This window comes from Mesorhizobium sp. WSM3862, from assembly GCF_002294985.1.
Lineage (GTDB): Bacteria > Pseudomonadota > Alphaproteobacteria > Rhizobiales > Rhizobiaceae > Mesorhizobium.
The window spans coordinates 64,680-86,069 of record NZ_NSGE01000001.1 but is presented as its reverse complement, the minus strand read 5'-3'; the positions used below and the strand labels follow the sequence as shown (position 1 = coordinate 86,069).

Below are 21,390 nucleotides of genomic sequence, written 5' to 3'. Positions count from 1 at the left end.
TTTTCTTGGGGTTAGAATGAAAGCATCACACGCACGAGGGGGGCCAGTGCCTGACCGATCCGCCGCGTGTTTTCCTCATCGAGATGGACACCGTCGAGCGGCGTGGTCGTCGCCACGGTGCCGGCGTCGAAGAAGCCGCAGCCGGCCTCGTCGGCAAGCGAAGAGTACTGCGGCGCCAGCCGCTTCGAGGCGTCATCGCCGCCGGCGAACATTTCCTTGAATTCGGCATTCTCGGTGCGCGTCACCGCGGGCGGCGCGACAATGAGAATCTGCGGAGCCGGCCAGTCGAACGGATAGTCGTGGCCGCGCACGATATCGATCAGGCGCTGCATGCCCTGCTTTGCGGCTACGGGATTGCCGTGGATCCACGGCTTCATGTCGTTGGCGCCCAGCATGATGATGATCAGGTCGAGCGGCGCGTGCGTCGTAAGGATCGTCGGCAGCGTTCTCGCGCCGTTGCGGTCGGCACCGGCGAGGTGATCGTCAAAGGCGGTGGTGCGGCCGTTCAGCCCTTCGGCGATGACCTCGATGCCGTCGCCCAGCGCCGTCTTGAGCACGCTGGGCCAGCGGTCCCCCAGCGCATGGCGCCCGAGGCTGCCAGCGTCGTAGCCCCAGGTCAGCGAGTCGCCGTAACAGAGAATAGTCTTCATGCGCTTGCCCCACCCCTGCCGAACCCCGCCGCCGAGCGCTTGAGCCGCCAGCGCACGAACAGCCATTGCACGATGATCGCCGCTACGCCCGGCAGGATCAGCCCGGCAACGATCGAAAGGTCATCTGCGGTCGCCCGGCTCTCGGCCGGCACCGAAAACGTGCAGCCCACCAGCGCCAGCAGCCCGAGACAGAAAAGCGCAAGCAGCAGCCACAGCATCCCGCCGAGCGCCCGCACCGGCTTGCCTCGGAATTGAACGAGGAAGAAGGCGACCGTGACCACAACGACGATCATCACCGTGGCCGCGAAGACCAGAATGCATTCCTCTGTCGCGCCGGTGATGACCGCCAGCTCTTGAACGACAAGTACGCCGGCCAGACCGGAAAGAATGAAGGCGAAAAGGCTGGTGAAGAAATTCCGCACCGCCTTTTTCCCTTCCTACACCAGCATGCCCATCGGGTTTTCGATCATGCGCTTGAAGGCGCCGAGCAGCTCCGCACCGAGCGCGCCGTCGACGGCGCGGTGATCGGTCGACAGCGTCACCGACATCATGGTCGCGATCTTGATCTCGCCTTTCTTCACGATGGCGCGCTCCTCGCCGGCGCCGACCGCAAGGATCGTGGCGTGCGGCGGGTTGATCACGGCGGCAAAATCCTTGACGCCGAACATGCCGAGATTGGACACGGCCGTGGTGCCGCCCTGGTATTCCTCGGGCTTCAGCTTGCGGCTGCGGGCACGGCTTGCCAGATCTTTCATCTCATTGGAGATGACGGACAGCGTCTTTTCGTCTGCGTGGCGGATGATCGGCGTGATCAGGCCGCCGGGGATCGAGACGGCGACGCCGACATCGGCATGCTTGTGCTTGACCATGGCGTTGTCGGTCCAGGAGGCGTTGGCGTCCGGCACCGCCATCAGCGCCATCGCCATCGCCTTGATCACCATGTCATTGACCGAGAGCTTGTAGGCCGGGACCTCGCCCTTCTCGGTTTTCCGCATTGGGGCCGCGGCGTTGAGCTGCGTGCGCAGCGCGAGCAGCGCATCGAGCTCGCAGTCGAGCGTCAGATAGAAATGCGGAATGGTGCTCTTGGCCTCGACCAGCCGGCGCGCAATGGTCTTGCGCATATTGTCGTGCGGAACGAGTTCGTAAGAGCCTTCCGCGAACAGCTTCAGCACCTGATCGTCCGACATCGGCTTCGGCGCCGGGGCAGGAGCGCCTGCGGGCGCACCGGCAGGAGCCTTGCCGGCAGGCGCAGCCTTGGCGCCGCCGGAAGCGATCGCCGCCTCGACATCGGCCTTCACCACGCGGCCATGCGGACCGGAGCCACTAAGCCCCTTCACGTCGACACCGGCATCCTTGGCGATGCGGCGGGCAAGCGGGGAGGCGAACACGCGCTCGCCGCCGGCGTGGCCGTTGGCGACCGGTGCAGGCTCGGCCTTCGCCGGCGCGGCCGCCGGCTTCGGCGCTTCCTTGGGCGCCTCGGCCTTCGCAGGGTCTGCTTTCGGAGCCTCCGCCTTGGGCGCCGCACCGCCATCGCTCTTTGCGGCAGCACCGGCGTCCTCGCCTTCGCCTGCCAGAATGGCGATCACCGCATTGACCTTGACGCCTTCGGTGCCTGCCGGAACGACGAGCTTGGCGACTGTGCCCTCATCGACCGCTTCGACTTCCATCGTCGCCTTGTCGGTCTCGATCTCCGCGATCACGTCACCGGGCGCAACATGATCGCCTTCCTTGACCAGCCACTTGGCGAGATTGCCCTCTTCCATCGTGGGCGAGAGAGCCGGCATGGTGATGTTGATTGGCATGTTGTCCTCCCGACCGGCTCAGCGATAGGTGACGGCTTTGACCGCCTCGACGACCTCGCCGACATTGGGCAACGCCAGCTTTTCGAGGTTCGCCGCGTAAGGCATCGGCACGTCCTTGCCGGCGATGGTGATGACCGGCGCATCGAGGAAGTCGAAGGCGCGCTGCGACACCTGGCTGGCGATGTGATCACCGACCGAGCTCTGCGGGAAGCCTTCCTCCACCACGACCAGCCGGTTGGTCTTCTTGACTGAAGCGATGATGGTATCGAAGTCGAGCGGACGGACGGTTCTCAAATCGATGATTTCGGCATCAATGCCCATGCCGCGCAGTTCGGCCTCGGCCTTGACCGCATAGGTCATGCCGATGCCGAAGGAGACGATGGTGACGTCCTTGCCCTGCTTGTGGATGCGCGCCTTGCCGATCGGCAGCACGAAATCGTCGAGCTTCGGCACGTCGAAGGACTGGCCGTAGAGGATTTCGTTCTCGAGGAAGATGACCGGGTTCGGATCGCGGATCGCGGCTTTGAGCAAGCCCTTGGCGTCGGCTGCCGTGTAGGGCATCACCACCTTCAGCCCGGGGATGTGGCTGTACCAGGCGGCGTAGCACTGCGAGTGCTGGGCGGCGACGCGGGCGGCCGCACCGTTCGGGCCGCGGAAGACGATCGGTGCGCCCATCTGGCCGCCGGACATATAGAGCGTCTTGGCGGCCGAATTGATGATCTGGTCGATCGCCTGCATGGCGAAGTTGAAGGTCATGAACTCGACGATCGGCTTCAGGCCTGCCATGGCTGCGCCGACGCCGACGCCGGCAAAGCCGTGCTCGGTGATCGGGGTGTCGACGACGCGGCGCGGGCCGAATTCCTGCAGCAGGCCTTGTGTGATCTTGTAGGCGCCTTGGTATTCGGCAACTTCCTCGCCCATGACGAAGACGTCGCCGTCGCGGCGCATTTCCTCGGCCATCGCGTCACGCAGCGCCTCGCGCACCGTGGTCGAGACCATTTCGGTGCCGGCAGGGATGTCCGGATCGGCCGCGACTTCCGCCTTCGGCGCGGCGGCGACAGGCGCAGCCGCCTCGCTTTTGGCCGCGGCGGGCGCCGGTGCCGGCGCGGCCGCTTCAGCCTTGGGCTCTTCTTCGCCGATGCCTTCGCCGGCCTTGTCGACGTCTTCACCGTCGACCGCAAGCACGGCGATCAACGCGTTGACCTTGACGCCTTCGGTGCCGGCCGGAACAACGATCTTGGCGAGCGTGCCTTCATCGACGGCTTCGACTTCCATCGTCGCCTTGTCGGTCTCGATCTCGGCGATGACGTCGCCGGCGACGACCTTGTCGCCTTCGTTCTTCAACCACTTGGAAAGATTGCCCTCTTCCATCGTCGGCGAGAGAGCGGGCATGAGAATTTCGATCGGCATGTCCGTGCCCTCCTTAGAGTACGATGTCGGTCCAGAGCTCGGACGGATCCGGCTCGGCGTCGTGCTGGGCAAATTCGGCGGCGTCGGCGACGATGTCGCGGACCTCCTTGTCGACGGCCTTGAGATCGTCTTCGCTCGCCCACTTCTTATCTATCAGGCGCGCCTTGACCTGTTCGATCGGGTCGTGCTCCGAGCGCATCTTCTGCACTTCTTCCTTGGAGCGATACTTCGCCGGGTCGGACATCGAATGCCCGCGATAGCGATAGGTCTGCATCTCGAGGATCAGCGGGCCGTTGCCGCCGCGGCACCATTCGGCGGCGACGTCGCCGGCTGCCTTGACCGCGCGAACGTCCATGCCGTCGACCTGGATGCCGGGAATCTTGAAGGAAGCGCCGCGGTTGGAGAAGTCGGTCTCGGCGGATGAGCGCGACACCGATGTGCCCATGGCGTAGCGATTGTTCTCGATGATGTAGATTACCGGCAGCTTCCACAGCGAGGCCATGTTGAAGCTTTCATAGACCTGGCCCTGGTTGGCGGCGCCGTCCCCGAAATAGGTCAGCGAGACATTCTTGTTGTCGCGGTAGCGGTTGGCGAAGGCCAGGCCTGTGCCCAGCGACACCTGCGCGCCCACGATGCCGTGGCCGCCATAGAAATGCTTCTCCTTGGAGAACATGTGCATCGAGCCGCCCTTGCCTTTCGACAGGCCGCCACGGCGCCCGGTGAGCTCGGCCATCACGCCGCGCGGCGACAGATCCATCGCCAGCATGTGGCCATGGTCGCGATAGGCGGTGATCATCTGGTCGCCCTCGATCAGCGCCATCTTCATGCCGGTAACGACGGCCTCCTGGCCGATATAGAGGTGGCAGAAGCCGCCGATAAAGCCCATGCCGTAAAGCTGGCCCGCCTTCTCCTCGAAGCGGCGAATGAGCAGCATGTGCCGGTAGGCGGAGAGCTCTTCTTCTTTGGTGAAGTCGGCTGGCTTGGGGGTGGAAAGGGCCGACGATTTGCCGTCGGATCTGGATTTGGACTTGGCAGGCGCTTTTCTGGCGGCGGTGGCCATACATCACTCCCTGTTGGCGTCTCTTCGCGGACATTCAAGGGAGAGCGACCCGTCTCCCCACCGATTTGAGCGAGGCTAACACGCAAGAATGCAATGCGCCATGCTGAAAAATGCATGGCTGACATGCATCCTAAGCGATTAGAATCATTGCAAATAAGTTTGATTAACCGAAATTCGGTTATTTTGCCGAAGCCGGCAGCATGATGGTGATTTCGTCCCGATGGGACAGATTGAGCGCCTTTCGGGCCTGCTCGTCAAGCATGTCCTTTTCCAGCGTGCCTTCATGCATGAGCTGGACACGACGTTCGAAGTCGATCCGGCGCGCCTTGACTGCGTCGAGCTGAGTCTGGAGTTCGGCCGCCTGGGCCTGCAGCCGATATTTGGAGTAGATGCCGAACTCACCGTGATAGGCATGGAAGCCGAAATAGGCGAGAAACAGCACGCAGAGCGACGGAACGATCAGCTTGCCGGTGTTTCTCTGCTTGTGCTGACGTGTCCACATGACCCGACCCCTTTCGGCCGCGAGCGCAAGCGGCTGTTCGAGTCTTTTTTCGCCCGATTGTGCTTAATGGACGGTTACGGTTGGCTGGACTGAGACTTGCCGAAACAAAAAGAGGCGGGGAAACCCGCCTCTCCGCCTCTTTCAACAGCCAAGACAGTTTGTCCGGATCAGCCCTTGACCACCGACTTGCCGGCGTAGCGCGCCTGCCGGCCGAGCTCTTCCTCGATCCGGATGAGCTGGTTGTACTTGGCCATGCGGTCTGAGCGCGACAGCGAGCCGGTCTTGATCTGCCCGCAGTTGGTGGCGACTGCGAGGTCGGCAATGGTCGAATCCTCGGTCTCGCCCGAGCGGTGCGACATGACGGCGGTGTAGCCGGCCTTGTGCGCGGTCTCGACCGCGTCGAGCGTTTCGGTGAGCGAGCCGATCTGGTTGACCTTGACCAGGATCGAGTTGGCGACGCCCATGCGGATACCGTCGCGCAGTCGCGCCGTGTTGGTGACAAACAGATCGTCGCCGACCAATTGGGTCTTCTTGCCGATCAGATCGGTCAGGTATTTCCAGCCCTCCCAATCGTCCTCGGCAAGGCCGTCCTCGATGGTGACGATCGGATAATCGGAAGCGAGCTTGGCGAGGTATTTGGCCTGCGCCTTCGGATCGCGGGTCTTCTTCTCGCCCTCATAGACGTAGTTGCCGTCCTTGAAGAACTCGGTCGCCGCGCAGTCGAGGCCGAGCGCCACGTCCTCGCCCGGCTTGAAGCCGGCCTTCTCGATCGATTCCATGATGAAATCGAGGGCCGACGGCGCGCTCTTCAGGTTGGGGGCGAAACCGCCCTCGTCGCCGACATTGGTGTTGTGGCCGGCATCCTTCAGCTTCTTCCTCAGCGTATGGAAGATTTCGGAGCCCCAACGCACGCCGTCGCGCAGCGTCGGCGCGCCGACCGGCAGGATCATGAATTCCTGAAAGTCGATCGGGTTGTCGGCATGAGCGCCGCCATTGATGATGTTCATCATCGGCACCGGCAGGATGTGCGCCTTGGCGCCGCCGACATAGCGGTAGAGCGGCAGCCCGGCGGCCTCGGCGGCGGCCTTGGCCACCGCCAGCGACACGCCGAGGATGGCGTTGGCGCCGAGCCGGCTCTTGTTCGGAGTGCCGTCGAGCTCGATCATCGTCTGGTCGATATGGATCTGGTTCTCGGCTTCCATGCCGCCGATCGCCTCGAACAACTCGCCGTTCACGGCCTCGACGGCGCCCTGGACTCCCTTGCCGAGATAGCGCGGCCCGCCGTCGCGCAGCTCGACCGCCTCATGCGCGCCGGTCGAGGCGCCCGACGGAACGGCGGCGCGGCCCATCGAGCCGTCTTCCAGCACCACGTCGACCTCGACGGTCGGATTTCCACGGCTGTCCAGGATTTCACGCCCGACAATGTCGATGATGGCGGTCATTGCGATGTCCCCGATTGATCGATTGAAGCGTCGCGCCCCTCTTAGCCAAAGCCCGGCAAAAGGCAATTGGGCGGTCCGCAATAATTGCCGGCGACAAGATTCACGAAGCGCAAATCTTTGTCATCATTAGTCATGCGCGCGACTCACCCTTCTGATTTATGGTCGTATTTGCGCGGGGCGAAACACGAGGAGTTTCGCCATGTCCCAGTTGAGCGGTATCGTGAGTTTGTTCCTGATCGCGGCGGCGTTCCTGACGTCCTGTGACACTCAGAAGCCTCAGCAGAACTCCACGGAGCTATCCACCCTTCGGACCGCTGAATAGGTTCCTCAACGCTCGAAGGCCCCCGGACCCGGGGGCCTTCTCGATTCTGGAGGCAGCCGCTCAGGCCGATCAGTGCCAGTAAGGCTTCACGTGGTAGTATTCGAAGGATGCGTCGCGGGCCGCTTCACCGTCGGCGCCGGTCAATTCCTCGATCGAGTAGGCCGGTGCCGCCTTGAGCTGTTCCTTCGTGAAAGGCACGACGTAGCCGCCCATGTTTTCATCATAGTCGAGGCTTGCCCACGGAATGGCGTGATACTTCTCGCCCATGCCGAGGAAGCCGCCGAAGCCGATGACCGCGAACATGATCCCGTTCGACATCTTGTCGAGCATCACGTCCTCGATGCTGCCGATGCTGTCGCCGGCGGTGTTGTAGACCGAGGTGCCGATGACGCGCGAGGCGGCAATGGCTTCGGTGTGGCCAGACGGAGTGGTCATTGTTGTGCTCCTCTCATTTGCTTGTCCGTTGTGGACAATGAGGGGAGCGGGCGAAGGTTCCAGATTTTCGGCTGCCCTGCTACGGCCTCTTGGCGATCCGATCGAACGCCATCAGCCTTTCCAGCAATGTGGGAAGATTCTTCAAGGGCACCATGTTGGGGCCGTCGGAGGGGGCGTTGTCCGGATCCTGGTGGGTTTCGATGAACACGCCGGCAACGCCGATCGCCACGGCGGCGCGCGCGAGGGTCTCGACGAAGCGTCGTTCGCCACCGGTCGAGCCGCCCTGCCCGCCCGGCTGCTGCACGGAATGGGTGGCGTCGAAGATCACCGGCGCGCCGATCTCGGCCATGATCGGCAGCGCTCGCATGTCCGACACCAGTGCGTTGTAGCCGAAGGAGGCGCCGCGCTCGGTGACCAGCACGTTGGCGTTGCCGGAACCGGTGACCTTGGCGACGACATTCTTCATGTCCCATGGCGCCAGGAACTGACCCTTCTTGACGTTCACCACCTTGCCGGTGCGCGCCGCCGCAATCAGCAGATCCGTCTGCCGGCTGAGAAAGGCCGGTATCTGCAGCACATCCACATGCGGCGCGACCAATGCGCATTGCTCCTCGGTGTGGACGTCGGTCAGCACCGGCAGTCCGAACTCCTTGCGCAGAGCGTCGAAGATCGGCATCGCCGCCTCGAGCCCGGCACCGCGCGCGCCGCCGAGCGCGGTGCGGTTGGCCTTGTCGTAGCTCGTCTTGTACACCAGCCCGATGCCGAGCCTGATGGTCAGTTCCTTCAGCGCGCCGGCCATGTCGAAGGCATGCTGGCGCGACTCGAGTTGACAGGGGCCTGCGATCAGCGACAGGGGCGCATTGTTGGCGAAAACGACCTTGCCGACGCTTACCGCGGCATTGGGCGCAAGGGGCTCGCTCATGGGATCTCCCGAAAGATGAAGGCTGCGCCCTGACCGGGTGCCGACGGCACGACGACATCGTCGCCGCTCATGTCGTGCTCTATGGCGTTGGCCGCAAGTAGCTGGGTGGCTGCGGCGACGCTGTGTATCGCAAAGATGACGGCCGCAAAACGCAGGTCCGAAGGCTGCCCTGCCGAAGCACCGAACCGTGCGACAAAAGCGTCGGGCGTCAGAACGGCCAGGGTCGCGTTTGGCAGGTCAGTCCTGTCGCCGTCGCTCGCGCCCTGGCCGGCAGCGATCGATATCAGTCCCCTCTGGCTCGAAGGCTCGTCGCTCACCGCCACGATCTCGACGATGCCGGTCACGCCATTGGCATGTGCCTGCAGTGCGGTGCGGTCGATCTGCGGCGCGTTGATGCGCTGGCAGGCGAACAGGAATGCGTCCGGTGCTTTTCTATCGGCCGCGAATGCCAGTTTGAACGATGCCGTGTCGCTTTTGCCCGTGGTGTCGGTGAAGGCGCGCGAAAAGCTCAACATGTTGCCTGCCGACAGCCCTGCTTCGACATAGCGCGCGTGGTCGGCATCTGCATCGGCGGTCCCGAAGACGACCGCGGAGAAGCCCTCGTCGCCAAGCCTGCTGCGGTAAAGGCGGTCGCGCGCGACGAAGACGTTGCCCTCGCCCATCGCCCGATCGGCCGTTTTGTCATCGCCGACGGCCAGCGGTTCCAGAAAGGTGCCGTCGGCGAAGAAAACACAAGCGTTCTCAGTCCCGAAAGGATGGACGCCGGTCGGCGCGACGAAGAAGCCGAGCGACGAGAGGCGCTGCCTTGCAATGTCGAGGCTCTGCGTGGGCAGAACGAGATGGTCGAGCGGATGGGGCGAAGTTTTCGTCATGCCGGCGCGGTGTGCACCATTGCGGAAATCGGTTCAAGGCCTGGCGTCGAAGGCGAGCGGACGGCGTGGCTCAGGCGGCGGCCACGACGTCGGCCGAATAACGCAGCTCGCGCAACGGTTTAACCCTGCCGGTCGTCTCCGCATAGATCGGATGCGCCCGGTAGGCCGCGAGCGCTGCCTCGTCCTCGAATTCGGCATAGACGACCACGTCGATCGCGTTTGAGAACAAATCGACCTTGGTATTGAGCGTCACCTCGAAGTGTTTCGAATGTGGAATCTTGCCCAGTTCCTGAAGACCTGACCGGACGGCCTCCACATCCTCCTTGCGCCGCACGCTGAAGAAAACGATGTGCCGGATCAACCCAGCCTCCTTGATCGACGGATGAACGCGTTTTGTGGGAGCAAGGCCGTCGCGTCAACCGGCAACGATGTCGCGCCCGCTGTTCGAGCGGCAGCGTCGGGGCCTCAGGCAGCGCCGGTGACGTAACGCACGATGCGCGACATCTCCCTGACGGTCGCGTCGAGATATTGGCCCTGGTTGTAGAGGCCGTCCCAGATCAGGAAGAACGTGATGGCGACGATAACGATCACATAACGCATGGCTAAAGCTAGCGTATGTCCTCAAACCGAACCAGAGCGCCTTCACGGCAATCGTTCCAATTCACCGCTTTGTAATCGACGCACCTTTCCGGCGTCATGGGACCCAGCCAGGGCTACCTGGAGAGCTGCGGTGCGAGCACAAATGTCTCATGCGAACGTGATGCAACCGCGATCGGACATCCGGCATTTTTCCGGCTGTCCGGCGCCGTCACTGCATCCTCGGGCGAGCGCCGAGCGTCGTTCGCAACAGGAGGCTTCCTTGAACCGCACCGTAGCCGTCGCCGTGCTGCTGCTTGCCGTGATCTCGGCAAGTGCGGCTGACGCAAAAGTATCCTTGCCCACAGTCACCAATGACCCGCTGGGCGTGCTGACTGCCCCGACGCTGACACCGGGGGCCAGCGACCTTGTCAACAACACGCCGACATCGACCATCCAGGAGATTCGCCACCCGAGAGGAATGGCGCCGCTGACCGTGCCCAGCGATCCGCTCGGCACGTCGATCCAGCCGGCCTTCCCCGGGCCGCTCACCACGCCCGCGACCACCCCTTCGCCTTAGCCAAATCAGGCCGGCCCGGCCGCGCAACGTCAAAGGGTAATGCGGTATTTGGCAAACCCCGCCTCACCCTCGCCCGCCGGCTCGATCTTCAGCGACTTCACCTGACCGATGAAATCCTTGGCCTTGGGTCCGGTCTCGAAGACAACGCTGGTTCCAGGCAGCGGCGCGAACGACCAGTTGTCGTCCGCCGACGGATTGATCGTGCCCTCGCTGATGACGTAGCGCACGATCACGTCGCGGTTGGTGTCCGGCGCCTCGTAGATGATCTTTGAAGCATTGATATCGGGGAAATTGCCGCCGCCGCCAGCGCGGTAGTTGTTGGTGGCAACCACGAATTTCGCTGCCGGATCGAGCGGCTTGCCGGCGAATTTAAGATCGACGATGCGGCTGGAGCCGGCATTGGCGACGGCGCCCTTGGTATCGTATTTCGGCGGCTGCGACAGGTCGATCTTGTAGGTGATGCCATCGATGACGTCGAAATTGTAGGAGGGGAAATCGGTGTTGATCAGCGGCTGATCCGCCTTCCCGGGCTCGATCCTGTTGAAGATGCCGGCCGACATCTCCAGCCATTCCTTGACTTGCGAGCCGGTGATTTCGACCGCGCGCACGGTGTTCGGATAAAGATAGAGATCGGCGACGTTCTTGATGGCGATATCGCCGACAGGGACGTCGGTATAGTAGTCGGCGCCGTTGCGGCCGCCTGCCTTGAATGGTGCCGCCGCAGAGAGGAGCGGCACGTCCTTCCACTCTGTGCTCTTCAGAATATCCTTGAGATACCAGCTCTGCGCCTGATTGACGATCTGCACCGATGGATCGTCGGCGACCAAAGCGAAATAGGAATAGAGCGGCGCGGACGTCTTGCCGACGGGGCGGCGGACATAGGCGAGCGTCGCCTCGTGATCCTGCTCGAGCGCCGCGATGATGCGCTTGTCGTCGCCGACCGTAGCCTTGTTCTTGCTGTCGACCCGCTCATAGATCGGCCGCGCCTCGGAGGTGGCCGAGACGACGCGCCATTTCGAGCCGTCGCGCTCAAGAAGCAGGTCGATCAGGCCCATATGCGAGCCCCAGAAGCCGCCCATCACCGCCGGCTTGCCCTGCAGAGTGCCTTTTTCGGTGTCGACGCCTTCCAGCGCCTGGAAATCCTTCTTGCCGGGGAAGACGAGATGCTGGTGCCCGGTGAAGACCGCGTCGATGCCTTCGACGCCGGCGACGAAGAAGGAGGCGTTCTCCATCATTTCGCCCTGCTTGATATCGATGCCGGAATGCGAAAGCGCAATGACGATGTCGGCGCCCTCCTCGCGGATTTGCGGTACCCAGGCCTTGGCCGCCTGGACAATGTCGCGGGTCTGGACGTTGCCTTCCAGGTTTTTCAGGTCCCAGACCATGATCTGCGGAGGCACGAAACCGATGACCCCGATCTTGATCGGTTGCTCAGCGCCGGAACCGTCCTTGATCTTCTTGTCGAGTATGACATAGGGCTTGAGGTAGAGCTTGTCGTCGCGCGGGTTCGTGGCGAGCGTCGTGCCCCGGATCAGGTTGGCGCACACGAAGGGGAAATTGGCGCCGGCCAACACCTTGTCCATGAAGGACAGGCCGTAGTTGAATTCGTGGTTGCCGAGCGTCGAGCATTCATAGCCGAGCAGGTTCATGCCCTTCATGATCGGATGCAGGTCGCCGTCCTTCATGCCCTTTTCATAGGCGATGTAGTCGCCCATCGGATTGCCCTGCAACAGGTCGCCATTGTCGATCAGCATCGCATTGGTGGCTTGCTTGCGCACCCCGTCGATCAGCGAGGCCGTGCGCGACAGGCCCATCGTGTCGTTCGCTTTGTCGGCGTAATAATCATAGGGCAGCAAATTGACATGGATGTCGGTCGTCTCCATGATCCTCAGATGCGCCTGATTGGCTGCGGCACGGGCGGAGAACGGATGCAGCATGATCAGCGCTCCGCTGGCGGCGGCTCCGGCCAGGAATTCGCGGCGGGAGACGGGCAAAAGTGACATTGTTTCCTCCTCTTAGACAACGCGACATGCCCTGCCCCCCAATCGGAACATGCCGTCGAAGGCATTTCGAGTCCATGTCTGTTGGATGCCTGTTGATCACGACACGGTGACGCGTCGATGAAAAGCAATCAGCTCTTGTCGTCGTCACCCTGAGTGATCAGGCGCGCGCTGCGCTGCCCGGTAAAATATATCCACAGCCAACTGAGCGACACCGCGAGCCGATTGCGAAAATCGATCAGGAAATAAATGTGCGCTATCCCCCAGAGCCACCATGCGAGCCAGCCGGTGAGCTTGATCCAGCCGAAATCGATGGCGGCCGCGCGTTTGCCGATCGTCGCCAGGTCGCCGGCATGCTTGTAGCGGAAAGGGCGTGGCGTTGCGTCGCCATCGAGTCTCGCTTTGATCGTCGCCGCAACATGCCTGCCCTCCTGCTTGGCGGACGGCGCCACGCCCGGTACCGGCTTGCCGTCCGGTCGCAGCAGATGCGCCGTATCGCCGATAACGAATATGTCGGGGCTGCCCGGCACGGTGAGATCGGGCTCGACCAGCACCCTGCCCGCCCGGTCGGCGGGCGCTCCCAGCCATTCCGCCGCAGGCGAAGCGGCGACGCCGGCTGCCCATAAAATCGTCTTTGCCGGCAGGTAGGTATCGCCAAAGACGACGCCCTCGGCATCCAACTGCGTGACGGCACGGCCAAGCTCGACCGTCACGCCAAGCCGCTCCAGCGCTTTTTGAGCATAGGCCGAGAGCTCCGGTGCGAAATTGGCGAGCACACGGTCACCGGCTTCGATCAGCACAACGCGCGCCTGCCGCGTGTCGATATTGCGGAATTCGCCGCGCAGCGTGTCCTGCGCAAGCTCTGCAATGGTGCCGGCAAGCTCCACGCCGGTCGGTCCGCCGCCAACGATGACCAGCGTCAGCAATGCCTGGCGCCTGGCGGGATCGATCTCGCGCTCGGCCTGCTCGAAGGCGAGCAGGATGCGGCGCCGGATGGTGGTGGCATCTTCCAGCGTCTTCAGCCCGGGCGCGAATGGCTCCCATTCGTCATGGCCGAAATAGGCGTGGCGCGCGCCGGTGGCGAGCACCAGCGTGTCGTAGCTGACTGCGCTCCCGTCATCGAGCAGCACGCGTTTGCCTGCGCGGTCAACACCGATGACCGTACCCAGAAGCGTCGTGACATCCTTGCGCTTGCGTAAAAGATGACGGATCGGCCAGGCGATCTCGGAAGTCGCCAGCGCGGTGGTCGCCACCTGGTAGAGCAGCGGCTGGAACAAGTGGTGATTGCGCTTATCGATCATGGTGATGCGCACCGGTGCGCCAGCCAGCGCGCGGGTAAGTTCGAGACCGCCGAACCCGGCGCCGACGATCACGACATGATGCTTGGCTTCGTCCATTTTCAGCCACCTCGCCCAAAGCAACCCGATTGCTTAGATGTAAGCATTTTTGTGCACCGCAACAACGCCACGGCGGGCCATGTCAGTGCCCGGGAGTCGTCGCCCGGTGTCGTGTACGCGCATGTCGGGCCCGGAACCCCGGGTATAGCGTGGAGCAGAACGATAGGAGTGGAGCATGTCTGACAAACGCGATGACGACGGCCCGGCCCAATACGCTTCGCCGCCTTGTTTCATGCATGAGCTCGACCCGGCCTATCAGATGCCGCTGTCGGACTGGACCGATGTCCGGCGCTGGCGCAAGGCGGAGCGTGAGCGGCTGATCGGCGCGCGGCTTGCGGTTTCCGCAGATGCACGCGCGGCAATGTCACAGCGGATTGCCGAGGGCCTCGATATGCTGGTCGGCAAGGTTGCCGGCCTTATGGTCAGCCTCTACTGGCCGTTCCGTGGCGAGCCGGACCTGCGCGGCTTTATGGCGTCGATCAATGCGCGCGGCGGCCGCACCGCGCTGCCCGTCGTCATCGAGAAGGGCCAGCCTTTGGTGTTCCGCGCCTACGCGCCGGGCGACCGGCTGGAGAAGGGCGTCTGGAACATCCCGATCCCGGCCGAGGGTGATCCTGTCCTGCCCGATATCGTGATCTCGCCTGTGGTCGGCATCGATCCCAGCAACTACCGGCTGGGCTATGGCGGCGGTTTCTACGATCGTACGCTCGCCGCCATGCCGTTCAGGCCGCTGGTGATCGGCGTCGGCTACGAATTGCAGCGCATTCCCACCATCTATCCGCAACCGCACGACATCCCGATGACCAAGGTGGTCACCGAGGCGGCCGGAGCCTAAGGCAGTTCCACGAAAAGTGTGTAGCGGTTTCCGTCCGCAATTGCGCAAAGCAAAGAGATTGAGCGGTTCGGGTTGCGGTGGAACGCTGAAACGCTCTGACCTCAGCTATGCCATTTCCGGCCTCAACCCCACCGCTGTCCTGTCGACGATCTCGCGCAGGGCGAAGGATGAGTTGATCTTCGTCACATGCGGCATCGCCGACAGCCATTCCTTGTGGATGCGCTCATAGTCGGCAAGGTCCTTGGCCGCTATACGCAGGATATAGTCGTATTCGCCCGACATCAGATGGCAGGAAAGCACGTTCGGGCAGCGTTTGATCGCCGCTTCGAAATCGGACAGCGTCTTCTCGAACTGCCCCGACAGCGATATATGCACGATCGCCGTCATCTGATGGCCGAGCGCGGCATTCGACAGCCGCGCGTGATAGCCGCGGATGGTTCCGGATTTCTCCAGATTGTCCAGGCGCCTGGAGCAGGCCGACTGTGACAGCCCAACCTTTTCGGCAAGCGCTGCATTGGGGATCCGGCCATCCTTCTGCAAGGTCTCCAGAATGGCGATATCAATCCTATCGAGGGGCATTTTTCGGGATTCCTGCGAATAATCCGGCATTTTGCGCAACGATTATCGAAGACCGGACGCTGCCGCAAGTGCATTCGCAAACACATACGGAACGATTCATGCTTCACTGCGTCTCATGCATGTCGCCCAACTGCGCGGCGGTTTTGGGATTGGCGGCATGCCCGGAAATGTCAGGGAGAGCGCCCTTTCAAGGGCCGGACAGGAGAAGAAGATGCGCGTCGGCTGCCCCAAGGAAATCAAGAACCATGAATACCGTGTCGGTCTGACGCCCGGCTCGGTTCGCGAATATGTCGCGCACGGCCACGAAGTGCTTGTCGAGGCCGGCGCCGGCGCCGGCATAGGCGCCGACGACAACGCCTATCGCGCCGCCGGCGCCACGATCGCCAAGACGGCCGCCGACGTGTTCGCCAAGTCGGACATGATCGTCAAGGTCAAGGAACCGCAGCCCAACGAATGGGTGCAGCTGCGCGACGGCCAGATCCTCTACACCTACCTCCACCTCGCCCCGGATCCGGAGCAGACCAAGGGCCTGCTCGCTTCGGGCGTCACGGCGATCGCCTATGAGACGGTCACCGACGACCGCGGCGGTCTTCCCCTGCTCGCGCCGATGTCGGAAGTCGCCGGCCGCCTGTCGATCCAGGCCGGCGCGACCGCGCTGCAGAAGGCCAATGGCGGCCGCGGCGTGCTGCTCGGCGGCGTTCCCGGCGTTTTGCCAGGCAAGGTCACCGTGCTCGGCGGCGGCGTCGTCGGCCTGCACGCTGCCAAGATGGCTGCCGGCCTCGGCGCCGACGTCACCATCATCGACCGCTCGATCCCGCGCCTGCGCCAGCTCGACGACATTTTCGGCGGCCGTGTCCATACCCGCTACTCGACCGTCGAGGCGCTCGAAGACGAGTGCTTCTCGGCTGACATCGTCGTCGGCGCCGTGCTGATCCCGGGCGCTGCCGCACCCAAGCTGGTCACCCGCGAAATGCTCTCCGGCATGAAGAAGGGCTCGGTGCTCGTCGACGTCGCCATCGACCAGGGCGGCTGCTTCGAGACCTCGCACGCCACGACCCATGCCGACCCGACCTATGAGGTCGACGGCGTGATCCACTACTGCGTCGCCAACATGCCGGGCGCGGTTCCGGTTACCTCGGCACACGCGCTGAACAACGCCACCCTGCATCACGGCCTGCAGCTCGCCGACAAGGGCCTGAAGGCGCTGGTCGACGACCATCACCTGCGCAACGGCCTCAATGTCCACAAGGGCAAGATCACCAATCGTGCCGTCGCCGAAGCGCTGGGTTACGAGATGGTCGAACCGAAGGCGGTGCTGGCCGCCTGAAATTATTTGTCACGTAATTCCGGACGGTACCGCTACAGACCTTTCCTGGAATTGCCCTCGATAAAAGCTTCCTTCTGTCGCCCGCCGGTTCTTCCGGCGGGCGTTTTTTATCGTGTTTCCAACCGGTCCTTTGCGCGAAGAGTCCGGGCAACAAAAAAGCGGAGCCAGAGCCCCGCTTCCTCGATGTTGCGATGTGCCGCCGGTCCATCCGCGGTCGGCCATCGATCACCGACTGCCCTTCTAGCGCGGTTATGCGACGGGAGTACGACAGTTTGCGGGGGCATGCGGGCCGCCGCTCAGCCAATGCGAGCGAATCCGGTGCCTCTTGTGTGAAATGCTTCACATTCGGGACCCGAGAAACCTGCCTAGAGAGATTTCGCTACCTGATGGCTACGGTCGCCCTCGGTTCCGGTGAAAACCGGCCCCGCCGGCGGCTCGGGCCGAAGGCTTCTGTCACAGACTTCCAACGGCCCGCCAGACCACCGGCGGGCATTTTTTTGCCGGCGCTCAAGCTCGTTCGATGCGGCACTGGTAGCAATTGTTCCGTGCCGAGCGGACGTGAATGTAGGCTATGTCGTCGCGCTCGAACAAAGTCTCGGCGCGGGCCGCGATATCGCCAGTCGGGACGACGGCGCCGCTGCCGTAGACGATGCGGTCGTCCTTGCCATAACCGCGCACTATGTAGTCGCTGCTTTGGAGCATCTCGGGCAGTGCATCCGCCTCCGCGGGGCGTTGGCATTCGTCCGCATGCAGGAAGATCGGTCCGGTCTCCGCGTAAGGCTGAAGCTCCGGGAACGGCCGGTAGGCGAGGATGAGATAGCTATCGCCGGTTGCGACGTTCTTCATGCAATGCCGGCACGGCACGCCATCGCCGTCCGAAATCCTTCGCTCTGGCGTGTGGCCGTAAGCGTCGGGCCCTCCCCGCTGTAAGGCGCGCACGGCTTCGGTCGGCAGGGCTTTGAACTGGATGCTCATGGCAAAATTCTCCGGTGTCCTTGGCCGAAAATTATGCCGAGCCGACAGCGTCTCCCACCCGATTCCTGCCAAGCGCTTCGTGCGTCGCTCGAAGCGCAGTATCGAATTACGAACCCGAAATCACGATGCTAGACTTATCGGACTCGCCATGGACCGCGCTCCGCGCCATGATGATCGCAGAAGAAGGGTGCGGCGCGCGGGCGGCTGAGGTCTGGCGATGATCCGAGCATGATACGGCCCGCAGCGACGATCCGGACGATCAAGGCGCCCCGATGGGCTTGCATCGACACGTCGCTGCCGACCTTCGCGGGCCAGCCGCCGCCGGTTGCGTAGGCGGCATCGAGGCAGCCGACTGCGCCGCGCTTCCCCTTAGCTACGGCCGCATGACGCTTGCGGAGCGCTCGGCGAAGGTCAGCGGATGCACGACCTCTTTCTTCTGAGCAACCGGCGTAAAACCTAGCTTCTGGTAAAGCGGCAGCGCCGCCGGGTGGTCAAGCGTGCAGGTCTGCACCGTGATGCGCTTCGGCCCATAAGACCACGCGGCCGAGATGGCCGCTCCCAGGAACCAGCGACCGATACCCTGGCCGTGCGCATGTTCCATCATACCGAAATAGGCGAGTTCCACTTCCTCGGGCAGATGTGGCTTGAGGTCGAAGAAGCCGGCGGGAGAGCCGTCGAGGTAGAGCACGCTGATGTCACGGTCTTCACGATGCAGGCCGGCGGCCAGTTCCTCGTCGCTTAGTCTAAGCACATTGACCCAGTGCCATTTGCGCCCGACGCGATCCATCAGGTAGCGGTAGAAATGCAGCGGAATGTCCTTGGTCCTCAGCAAGGCGATCTGCCGGTTGTAGGGCAGCGGGGGAGATGAGGCCGGCGGTGCGTGCATTTCGAGGAATGTGACCGTGACATCGATATCCTTCGGTCCACCGTTTTCCATCGCCGTCATTCCTTGCCCGTCACCACGGGCGTGTCGCTCAGCCCACCCCATTCGGTCCATGAGCCGTCGTACAGCCTGTTGTCGGTATGGCCAAGCGTCTCCAGCGCCAACGTGATCGCCGCCGCGGTGATGCCAGATCCGCACGAGGTGACGACCGGCTTTGTAAGGTCGATGCCGGCTTTCTCAATGACCGTGCGCAAGCGGTCTTTGGGCAGCAGCTCGCCATTCTCGGCAAGCGCGGCAACCGGAACGTTGCGAGCGCCCGGCATATGGCCGGAACGGATGCCGGGACGCGGTTCCGGATCGGTACCGGCGAAACGCCCGGGTGAGCGCGCATCGGCGATCTGGCTTTTTCCGCTTCCAACGATCCGGCGCATTTCGTCGAGGCTGACAACCCGGCTTGCATCGAAATCAGCATAAAAGACGCAAGGCGCGATCCGGGTCTGCTCCGCCGTCACCGGCCGCCCTTCTGCCTTCCAGCGGTCGAAGCCGCCATTCAGGATATAGACCTGGAAGACGCCCATGACGCGGAACATCCACCAGGCGCGCGGCGCTGAGAAATAGCCTGGACCGTCATAGATGACGATCGTGTCGTCGGCCGAAACACCCATCGAGCCGACATATTGCGCGAAATATTGGGGCGACGCCAATGTGTGCGGCAGCTTGGAATCCGGGTCCGAAACGGCGTCCTGATCGAGGAAGCGAGCACCGGGGATATGGGCGTCGTCATACTCGGCGCGGGCGTCGCGTTTCTGCGCCGGCAGGTACCAGGACGCGTCAATGATGGTCAGTCCTGGCGTTCCCAACCGCTTCTCGAGCCAATCCGCGTCGACGATGAATGGGCTGTCTTCGGCCATTTTTCCTCTCCTGCCCGCTCCTGGCGACTTTGGTAGGTGTTGCTCGTCAATTCGCCGGCATCGGCCCGAAGCGGATGCGGAAGCGCCGGTTCTCGCGGCCCTTCTTTTCGATCTTGCCGATATGGATCTCGCCGATTTCGCCGGTGCTCTTCACATGGGTGCCGCCGCAAGGCTGACTGTCGATTGAGGCATTCTCGCCGATACAGACCAGGCGAATCCTGCCGGTGCCGACGGGCGGCCGCACGTTCTTCGATTTGACAAGCCCGGGATTGGCCGAAAGTTCCTCGTCAGTGATCAGCCGCGTGAAGACGGGATGGTTGGCCCGCACAAGCTCCATCAACCTCGCTGTCACGTCCTCCTTGCTGAAGCCGGCATCGGGAATGTCGAAATCGACGCGGCTGTCGTCCTCGGCGACCGCTGCCCCGGTGATCGGAAACGGGCAGACGACGGTGAGCACATGGCAGGCGGAGTGCATACGCATCAGAAGATGCCGCCGCCGCCAGTCGATGGCGAGCTTCAGCTTTTCACCGACGGCCGGTAGGACCTGTTCAGGCGCCGGCACATGGATGATCTCGTCTTTGGTTTCGCCGGTGATGGCGGCGGCGATCGCGATGCGGCTGCCGTCGGCGCGCTCCAACATGCCCGTATCGCCTGGCTGTCCGCCCGACGTGGCATAGAAGATCGTGCGGTCGAGAAGGATGCCGCCGCGGTCATTGATGGCGACGACTTGCGCCTCCGCCGTGCTCAGATAGGCGTCGTCGCGAAACAGCGCTTCGGTTCTCTGCGCCATCAGGCCACCTTTTCGAACGGCACCGGGATGCTGGTTTTTTCGTCCATCCAGCCTGGGACCGGCAGGTTCTTGCTTCGCAGGAACTCGGGATTGAACAGCTTCGACTGGTAGCGCGTGCCGTAGTCGGCGAGGATCGTCACGATGGTATGGCCGGGGCCAAGCTCGCGCGCCAGCCGAATGGTGCCGGCGATGTTGATGCCCGTCGAGCCGCCGACGCACAGTCCCTCTTCCTGGATCAGATCGAAGATGATCGGCAATGCCTCCTCGTCCGGTATCTGGTAGGAGAAGTCCGGCGTGAAGCCGTCGAGATTGGCGGTGATGCGACCCTGGCCGATGCCTTCGGTAATCGAGCTGCCGTCGGCTTTCAGCTCACCGCTGGTATAGAAGCTGTAGAGCGCAGCACCCAACGGATCGGCAAGTGCGATCTTGACTTGCCTGCTCTTGGCCTTGAGCCCGAGCGCAACGCCGGCGAGCGTGCCGCCGGAGCCGACGGCGGACACGAAGCCGTCGACCTTGCCGCCGGTTTGGGTCCAGATCTCCTCGGCAGTCGTGCGGATGTGGCCGTCGCGGTTCGCGACATTGTCGAACTGGTTCGCCCAGATCGCGCCGTTCGGCTCCGACCGTGCCATCTGCTCGGCGAGCCGCCCCGAAAGCTTCACATAGTTGTTCGGGTTCTTGTACGGCACGGCCGGCACTTCGATCAGCTCGGCTCCCAGGATCTTGATCGTGTCCTTCTTCTCCTGGCTTTGCGTGTCGGGGATGACAATGACTGTCCGGTAGCCGAGCGCCTTGGCGACCAGCGTGAGGCCAATGCCGGTGTTGCCGGCGGTCCCTTCGACGATGACACCACCGGGCCTCAGCAATCCGCGATGTTCGGCGTCCCTGATGATGAAGAGGCCTGCACGGTCCTTGACCGATTGTCCCGGATTCATGAATTCGGCCTTGCCCAGGATCTCGCAGCCGGTTGCGTCCGAAGCCTTGTTGAGCCGGATCAGGGGGGTGTTGCCGATCGCTTCGATCACATTACGGGGCATGGGGATTCCTTTATGCGTGCGGCGAGACCCTAAAAACCGGAAGCCGCGGTTTCAAGGCAAGATTTTGCCTGGTCCAGTCGCATTCG

23 protein-coding genes are annotated in these 21,390 nt (G+C 63.1%); 3 read left to right on the top strand and 20 right to left on the bottom strand.

The window, feature by feature from the left end; all coding sequences use genetic code 11:
- Nucleotides 1-11 precede the first annotated feature (11 nt).
- The 12 genes from CK224_RS00445 to CK224_RS32235 form a co-directional block, all read right to left on the bottom strand.
- Complete coding sequence (locus CK224_RS00445) at nt 12-650, bottom strand: SGNH/GDSL hydrolase family protein (RefSeq protein WP_095780467.1); 639 nt, start codon at nt 648-650, stop codon at nt 12-14.
- Nucleotides 647-1,072 (bottom strand): hypothetical protein, encoded by a 426-nt coding sequence (locus CK224_RS00440; RefSeq protein ID WP_095780466.1) that lies wholly within the window; start codon nt 1,070-1,072, stop codon nt 647-649. Before CK224_RS00440 ends, CK224_RS00445 begins: the two co-directional genes overlap by 4 nt.
- Nucleotides 1,073-1,087: 15 nt before the next feature.
- Nucleotides 1,088-2,452 (bottom strand): pyruvate dehydrogenase complex dihydrolipoamide acetyltransferase, encoded by a 1,365-nt coding sequence (locus CK224_RS00435; RefSeq protein WP_095780465.1) that lies wholly within the window; start codon nt 2,450-2,452, stop codon nt 1,088-1,090.
- Nucleotides 2,453-2,470: 18 nt separating this feature from the next.
- The gene (locus CK224_RS00430; RefSeq protein ID WP_066989674.1) at nt 2,471-3,862 is read right to left on the bottom strand and encodes a pyruvate dehydrogenase complex E1 component subunit beta; all 1,392 of its coding nucleotides are present in this window, start codon (nt 3,860-3,862) and stop codon (nt 2,471-2,473) included.
- 13 nt (nt 3,863-3,875) lie between these two features.
- Nucleotides 3,876-4,922 carry a pyruvate dehydrogenase (acetyl-transferring) E1 component subunit alpha gene (gene pdhA, locus CK224_RS00425; RefSeq protein ID WP_066989672.1) on the bottom strand — a complete coding sequence of 349 codons (1,047 nt, stop codon included), beginning with the start codon at nt 4,920-4,922 and terminating at the stop codon, nt 3,876-3,878.
- 178 nt (nt 4,923-5,100) lie between these two features.
- On the bottom strand, nt 5,101-5,424 hold the full coding sequence (locus CK224_RS00420) for a septum formation initiator family protein (RefSeq protein ID WP_095780464.1): 324 nt from the start codon (nt 5,422-5,424) through the stop codon (nt 5,101-5,103).
- A gap of 167 nt (nt 5,425-5,591) precedes the next feature.
- Nucleotides 5,592-6,866: a phosphopyruvate hydratase gene (gene eno / locus CK224_RS00415; protein ID WP_066989668.1), complete on the bottom strand. Its 1,275-nt coding sequence runs from the start codon at nt 6,864-6,866 to the stop codon at nt 5,592-5,594.
- A 391-nt stretch (nt 6,867-7,257) separates the two neighbouring features.
- On the bottom strand, nt 7,258-7,623 hold the full coding sequence (locus CK224_RS00410; protein WP_066989666.1) for a PRC-barrel domain-containing protein: 366 nt from the start codon (nt 7,621-7,623) through the stop codon (nt 7,258-7,260).
- A 79-nt stretch (nt 7,624-7,702) separates the two neighbouring features.
- On the bottom strand, nt 7,703-8,545 hold the full coding sequence (gene kdsA, locus CK224_RS00405) for a 3-deoxy-8-phosphooctulonate synthase (RefSeq protein WP_095780463.1): 843 nt from the start codon (nt 8,543-8,545) through the stop codon (nt 7,703-7,705).
- Nucleotides 8,542-9,417: a VOC family protein gene (locus CK224_RS00400; protein WP_095777643.1), complete on the bottom strand. Its 876-nt coding sequence runs from the start codon at nt 9,415-9,417 to the stop codon at nt 8,542-8,544. The genes kdsA and CK224_RS00400 overlap by 4 nt, the downstream gene beginning before the upstream one ends.
- 70 nt (nt 9,418-9,487) lie before the next feature.
- Nucleotides 9,488-9,778 (bottom strand): Dabb family protein, encoded by a 291-nt coding sequence (locus tag CK224_RS00395; protein ID WP_066989660.1) that lies wholly within the window; start codon nt 9,776-9,778, stop codon nt 9,488-9,490.
- Between the two features lie 104 nt (nt 9,779-9,882).
- Nucleotides 9,883-10,017 (bottom strand): hypothetical protein, encoded by a 135-nt coding sequence (locus tag CK224_RS32235; RefSeq protein WP_259979787.1) that lies wholly within the window; start codon nt 10,015-10,017, stop codon nt 9,883-9,885.
- Between the two features lie 259 nt (nt 10,018-10,276).
- On the opposite strand from CK224_RS32235, the gene CK224_RS00390 reads away from it, so the two are divergent.
- Nucleotides 10,277-10,573: a hypothetical protein gene (locus CK224_RS00390; RefSeq protein WP_095780462.1), complete on the top strand. Its 297-nt coding sequence runs from the start codon at nt 10,277-10,279 to the stop codon at nt 10,571-10,573.
- A gap of 29 nt (nt 10,574-10,602) precedes the next feature.
- Here the strand turns inward: CK224_RS00390 and CK224_RS00385 are convergent, their stop codons facing one another.
- Nucleotides 10,603-12,576, bottom strand: a complete 1,974-nt coding sequence (locus CK224_RS00385; protein ID WP_095780461.1) for a bifunctional 2',3'-cyclic-nucleotide 2'-phosphodiesterase/3'-nucleotidase — start codon at nt 12,574-12,576, stop codon at nt 10,603-10,605.
- 128 nt (nt 12,577-12,704) lie between these two features.
- Nucleotides 12,705-13,970 carry an NAD(P)/FAD-dependent oxidoreductase gene (locus CK224_RS00380; protein WP_095780460.1) on the bottom strand — a complete coding sequence of 422 codons (1,266 nt, stop codon included), beginning with the start codon at nt 13,968-13,970 and terminating at the stop codon, nt 12,705-12,707.
- 175 nt (nt 13,971-14,145) lie between these two features.
- Here CK224_RS00380 and CK224_RS00375 point away from each other — a divergent pair, with 175 nt between their 5' ends.
- Nucleotides 14,146-14,805 (top strand): 5-formyltetrahydrofolate cyclo-ligase, encoded by a 660-nt coding sequence (locus tag CK224_RS00375; protein WP_095780459.1) that lies wholly within the window; start codon nt 14,146-14,148, stop codon nt 14,803-14,805.
- Nucleotides 14,806-14,910: 105 nt separating this feature from the next.
- On the opposite strand, the gene CK224_RS00370 is transcribed toward CK224_RS00375, so the two are convergent.
- Nucleotides 14,911-15,384: an Lrp/AsnC family transcriptional regulator gene (locus CK224_RS00370; RefSeq protein ID WP_059188527.1), complete on the bottom strand. Its 474-nt coding sequence runs from the start codon at nt 15,382-15,384 to the stop codon at nt 14,911-14,913.
- Between the two features lie 211 nt (nt 15,385-15,595).
- On the opposite strand from CK224_RS00370, the gene ald reads away from it, so the two are divergent.
- A complete protein-coding gene (gene ald, locus CK224_RS00365; RefSeq protein WP_067321621.1) occupies nt 15,596-16,711 on the top strand; it encodes an alanine dehydrogenase in 1,116 nt (371 codons plus the stop codon).
- Nucleotides 16,712-17,218: 507 nt separating this feature from the next.
- On the opposite strand, the gene CK224_RS00360 is transcribed toward ald, so the two are convergent.
- The 5 genes from CK224_RS00360 to CK224_RS00340 form a co-directional block, all read right to left on the bottom strand.
- Entirely contained in the window at nt 17,219-17,686 is a 468-nt protein-coding gene (locus CK224_RS00360) for a DUF1203 domain-containing protein (protein ID WP_066989650.1), read from the bottom strand.
- A 373-nt stretch (nt 17,687-18,059) separates the two neighbouring features.
- Nucleotides 18,060-18,623: a GNAT family N-acetyltransferase gene (locus CK224_RS00355; protein WP_067321624.1), complete on the bottom strand. Its 564-nt coding sequence runs from the start codon at nt 18,621-18,623 to the stop codon at nt 18,060-18,062.
- Between the two features lie 5 nt (nt 18,624-18,628).
- On the bottom strand, nt 18,629-19,480 hold the full coding sequence (gene sseA, locus CK224_RS00350; RefSeq protein ID WP_095780458.1) for a 3-mercaptopyruvate sulfurtransferase: 852 nt from the start codon (nt 19,478-19,480) through the stop codon (nt 18,629-18,631).
- Between the two features lie 46 nt (nt 19,481-19,526).
- The gene (locus CK224_RS00345; protein WP_095780457.1) at nt 19,527-20,270 is read right to left on the bottom strand and encodes an alanyl-tRNA editing protein; all 744 of its coding nucleotides are present in this window, start codon (nt 20,268-20,270) and stop codon (nt 19,527-19,529) included.
- The gene (locus tag CK224_RS00340) at nt 20,270-21,304 is read right to left on the bottom strand and encodes a cysteine synthase A (RefSeq protein ID WP_095780456.1); all 1,035 of its coding nucleotides are present in this window, start codon (nt 21,302-21,304) and stop codon (nt 20,270-20,272) included. The genes CK224_RS00345 and CK224_RS00340 overlap by 1 nt, the downstream gene beginning before the upstream one ends.
- Nucleotides 21,305-21,390: the final 86 nt, after the last annotated feature.

Excerpts from the sequence above, each read along its gene's own strand:
- CK224_RS00445 (WP_095780467.1), bottom strand. The coding sequence starts at position 650 with ATGAAGACTATTCTCTGTTACGGCGACTCGCTGACCTGGGGCTACGAC.
- CK224_RS00435 (WP_095780465.1), bottom strand. The coding sequence starts at position 2,452 with ATGCCAATCAACATCACCATGCCGGCTCTCTCGCCCACGATGGAAGAG.
- CK224_RS00430 (WP_066989674.1), bottom strand. The coding sequence starts at position 3,862 with ATGCCGATCGAAATTCTCATGCCCGCTCTCTCGCCGACGATGGAAGAG.
- pdhA (WP_066989672.1), bottom strand. The coding sequence starts at position 4,922 with ATGGCCACCGCCGCCAGAAAAGCGCCTGCCAAGTCCAAATCCAGATCC.
- CK224_RS00420 (WP_095780464.1), bottom strand. The coding sequence starts at position 5,424 with ATGTGGACACGTCAGCACAAGCAGAGAAACACCGGCAAGCTGATCGTT.
- eno (WP_066989668.1), bottom strand. The coding sequence starts at position 6,866 with ATGACCGCCATCATCGACATTGTCGGGCGTGAAATCCTGGACAGCCGT.
- CK224_RS00410 (WP_066989666.1), bottom strand. The coding sequence starts at position 7,623 with ATGACCACTCCGTCTGGCCACACCGAAGCCATTGCCGCCTCGCGCGTC.
- kdsA (WP_095780463.1), bottom strand. The coding sequence starts at position 8,545 with ATGAGCGAGCCCCTTGCGCCCAATGCCGCGGTAAGCGTCGGCAAGGTC.
- CK224_RS00400 (WP_095777643.1), bottom strand. The coding sequence starts at position 9,417 with ATGACGAAAACTTCGCCCCATCCGCTCGACCATCTCGTTCTGCCCACG.
- CK224_RS32235 (WP_259979787.1), bottom strand. The coding sequence starts at position 10,017 with ATGCGTTATGTGATCGTTATCGTCGCCATCACGTTCTTCCTGATCTGG.
- CK224_RS00385 (WP_095780461.1), bottom strand. The coding sequence starts at position 12,576 with ATGTCACTTTTGCCCGTCTCCCGCCGCGAATTCCTGGCCGGAGCCGCC.
- CK224_RS00380 (WP_095780460.1), bottom strand. The coding sequence starts at position 13,970 with ATGGACGAAGCCAAGCATCATGTCGTGATCGTCGGCGCCGGGTTCGGC.
- CK224_RS00375 (WP_095780459.1), top strand. The coding sequence starts at position 14,146 with ATGTCTGACAAACGCGATGACGACGGCCCGGCCCAATACGCTTCGCCG.
- CK224_RS00370 (WP_059188527.1), bottom strand. The coding sequence starts at position 15,384 with ATGCCCCTCGATAGGATTGATATCGCCATTCTGGAGACCTTGCAGAAG.
- ald (WP_067321621.1), top strand. The coding sequence starts at position 15,596 with ATGCGCGTCGGCTGCCCCAAGGAAATCAAGAACCATGAATACCGTGTC.
- CK224_RS00360 (WP_066989650.1), bottom strand. The coding sequence starts at position 17,686 with ATGAGCATCCAGTTCAAAGCCCTGCCGACCGAAGCCGTGCGCGCCTTA.
- CK224_RS00355 (WP_067321624.1), bottom strand. The coding sequence starts at position 18,623 with ATGGAAAACGGTGGACCGAAGGATATCGATGTCACGGTCACATTCCTC.
- sseA (WP_095780458.1), bottom strand. The coding sequence starts at position 19,480 with ATGGCCGAAGACAGCCCATTCATCGTCGACGCGGATTGGCTCGAGAAG.
- CK224_RS00345 (WP_095780457.1), bottom strand. The coding sequence starts at position 20,270 with ATGGCGCAGAGAACCGAAGCGCTGTTTCGCGACGACGCCTATCTGAGC.
- CK224_RS00340 (WP_095780456.1), bottom strand. The coding sequence starts at position 21,304 with ATGCCCCGTAATGTGATCGAAGCGATCGGCAACACCCCCCTGATCCGG.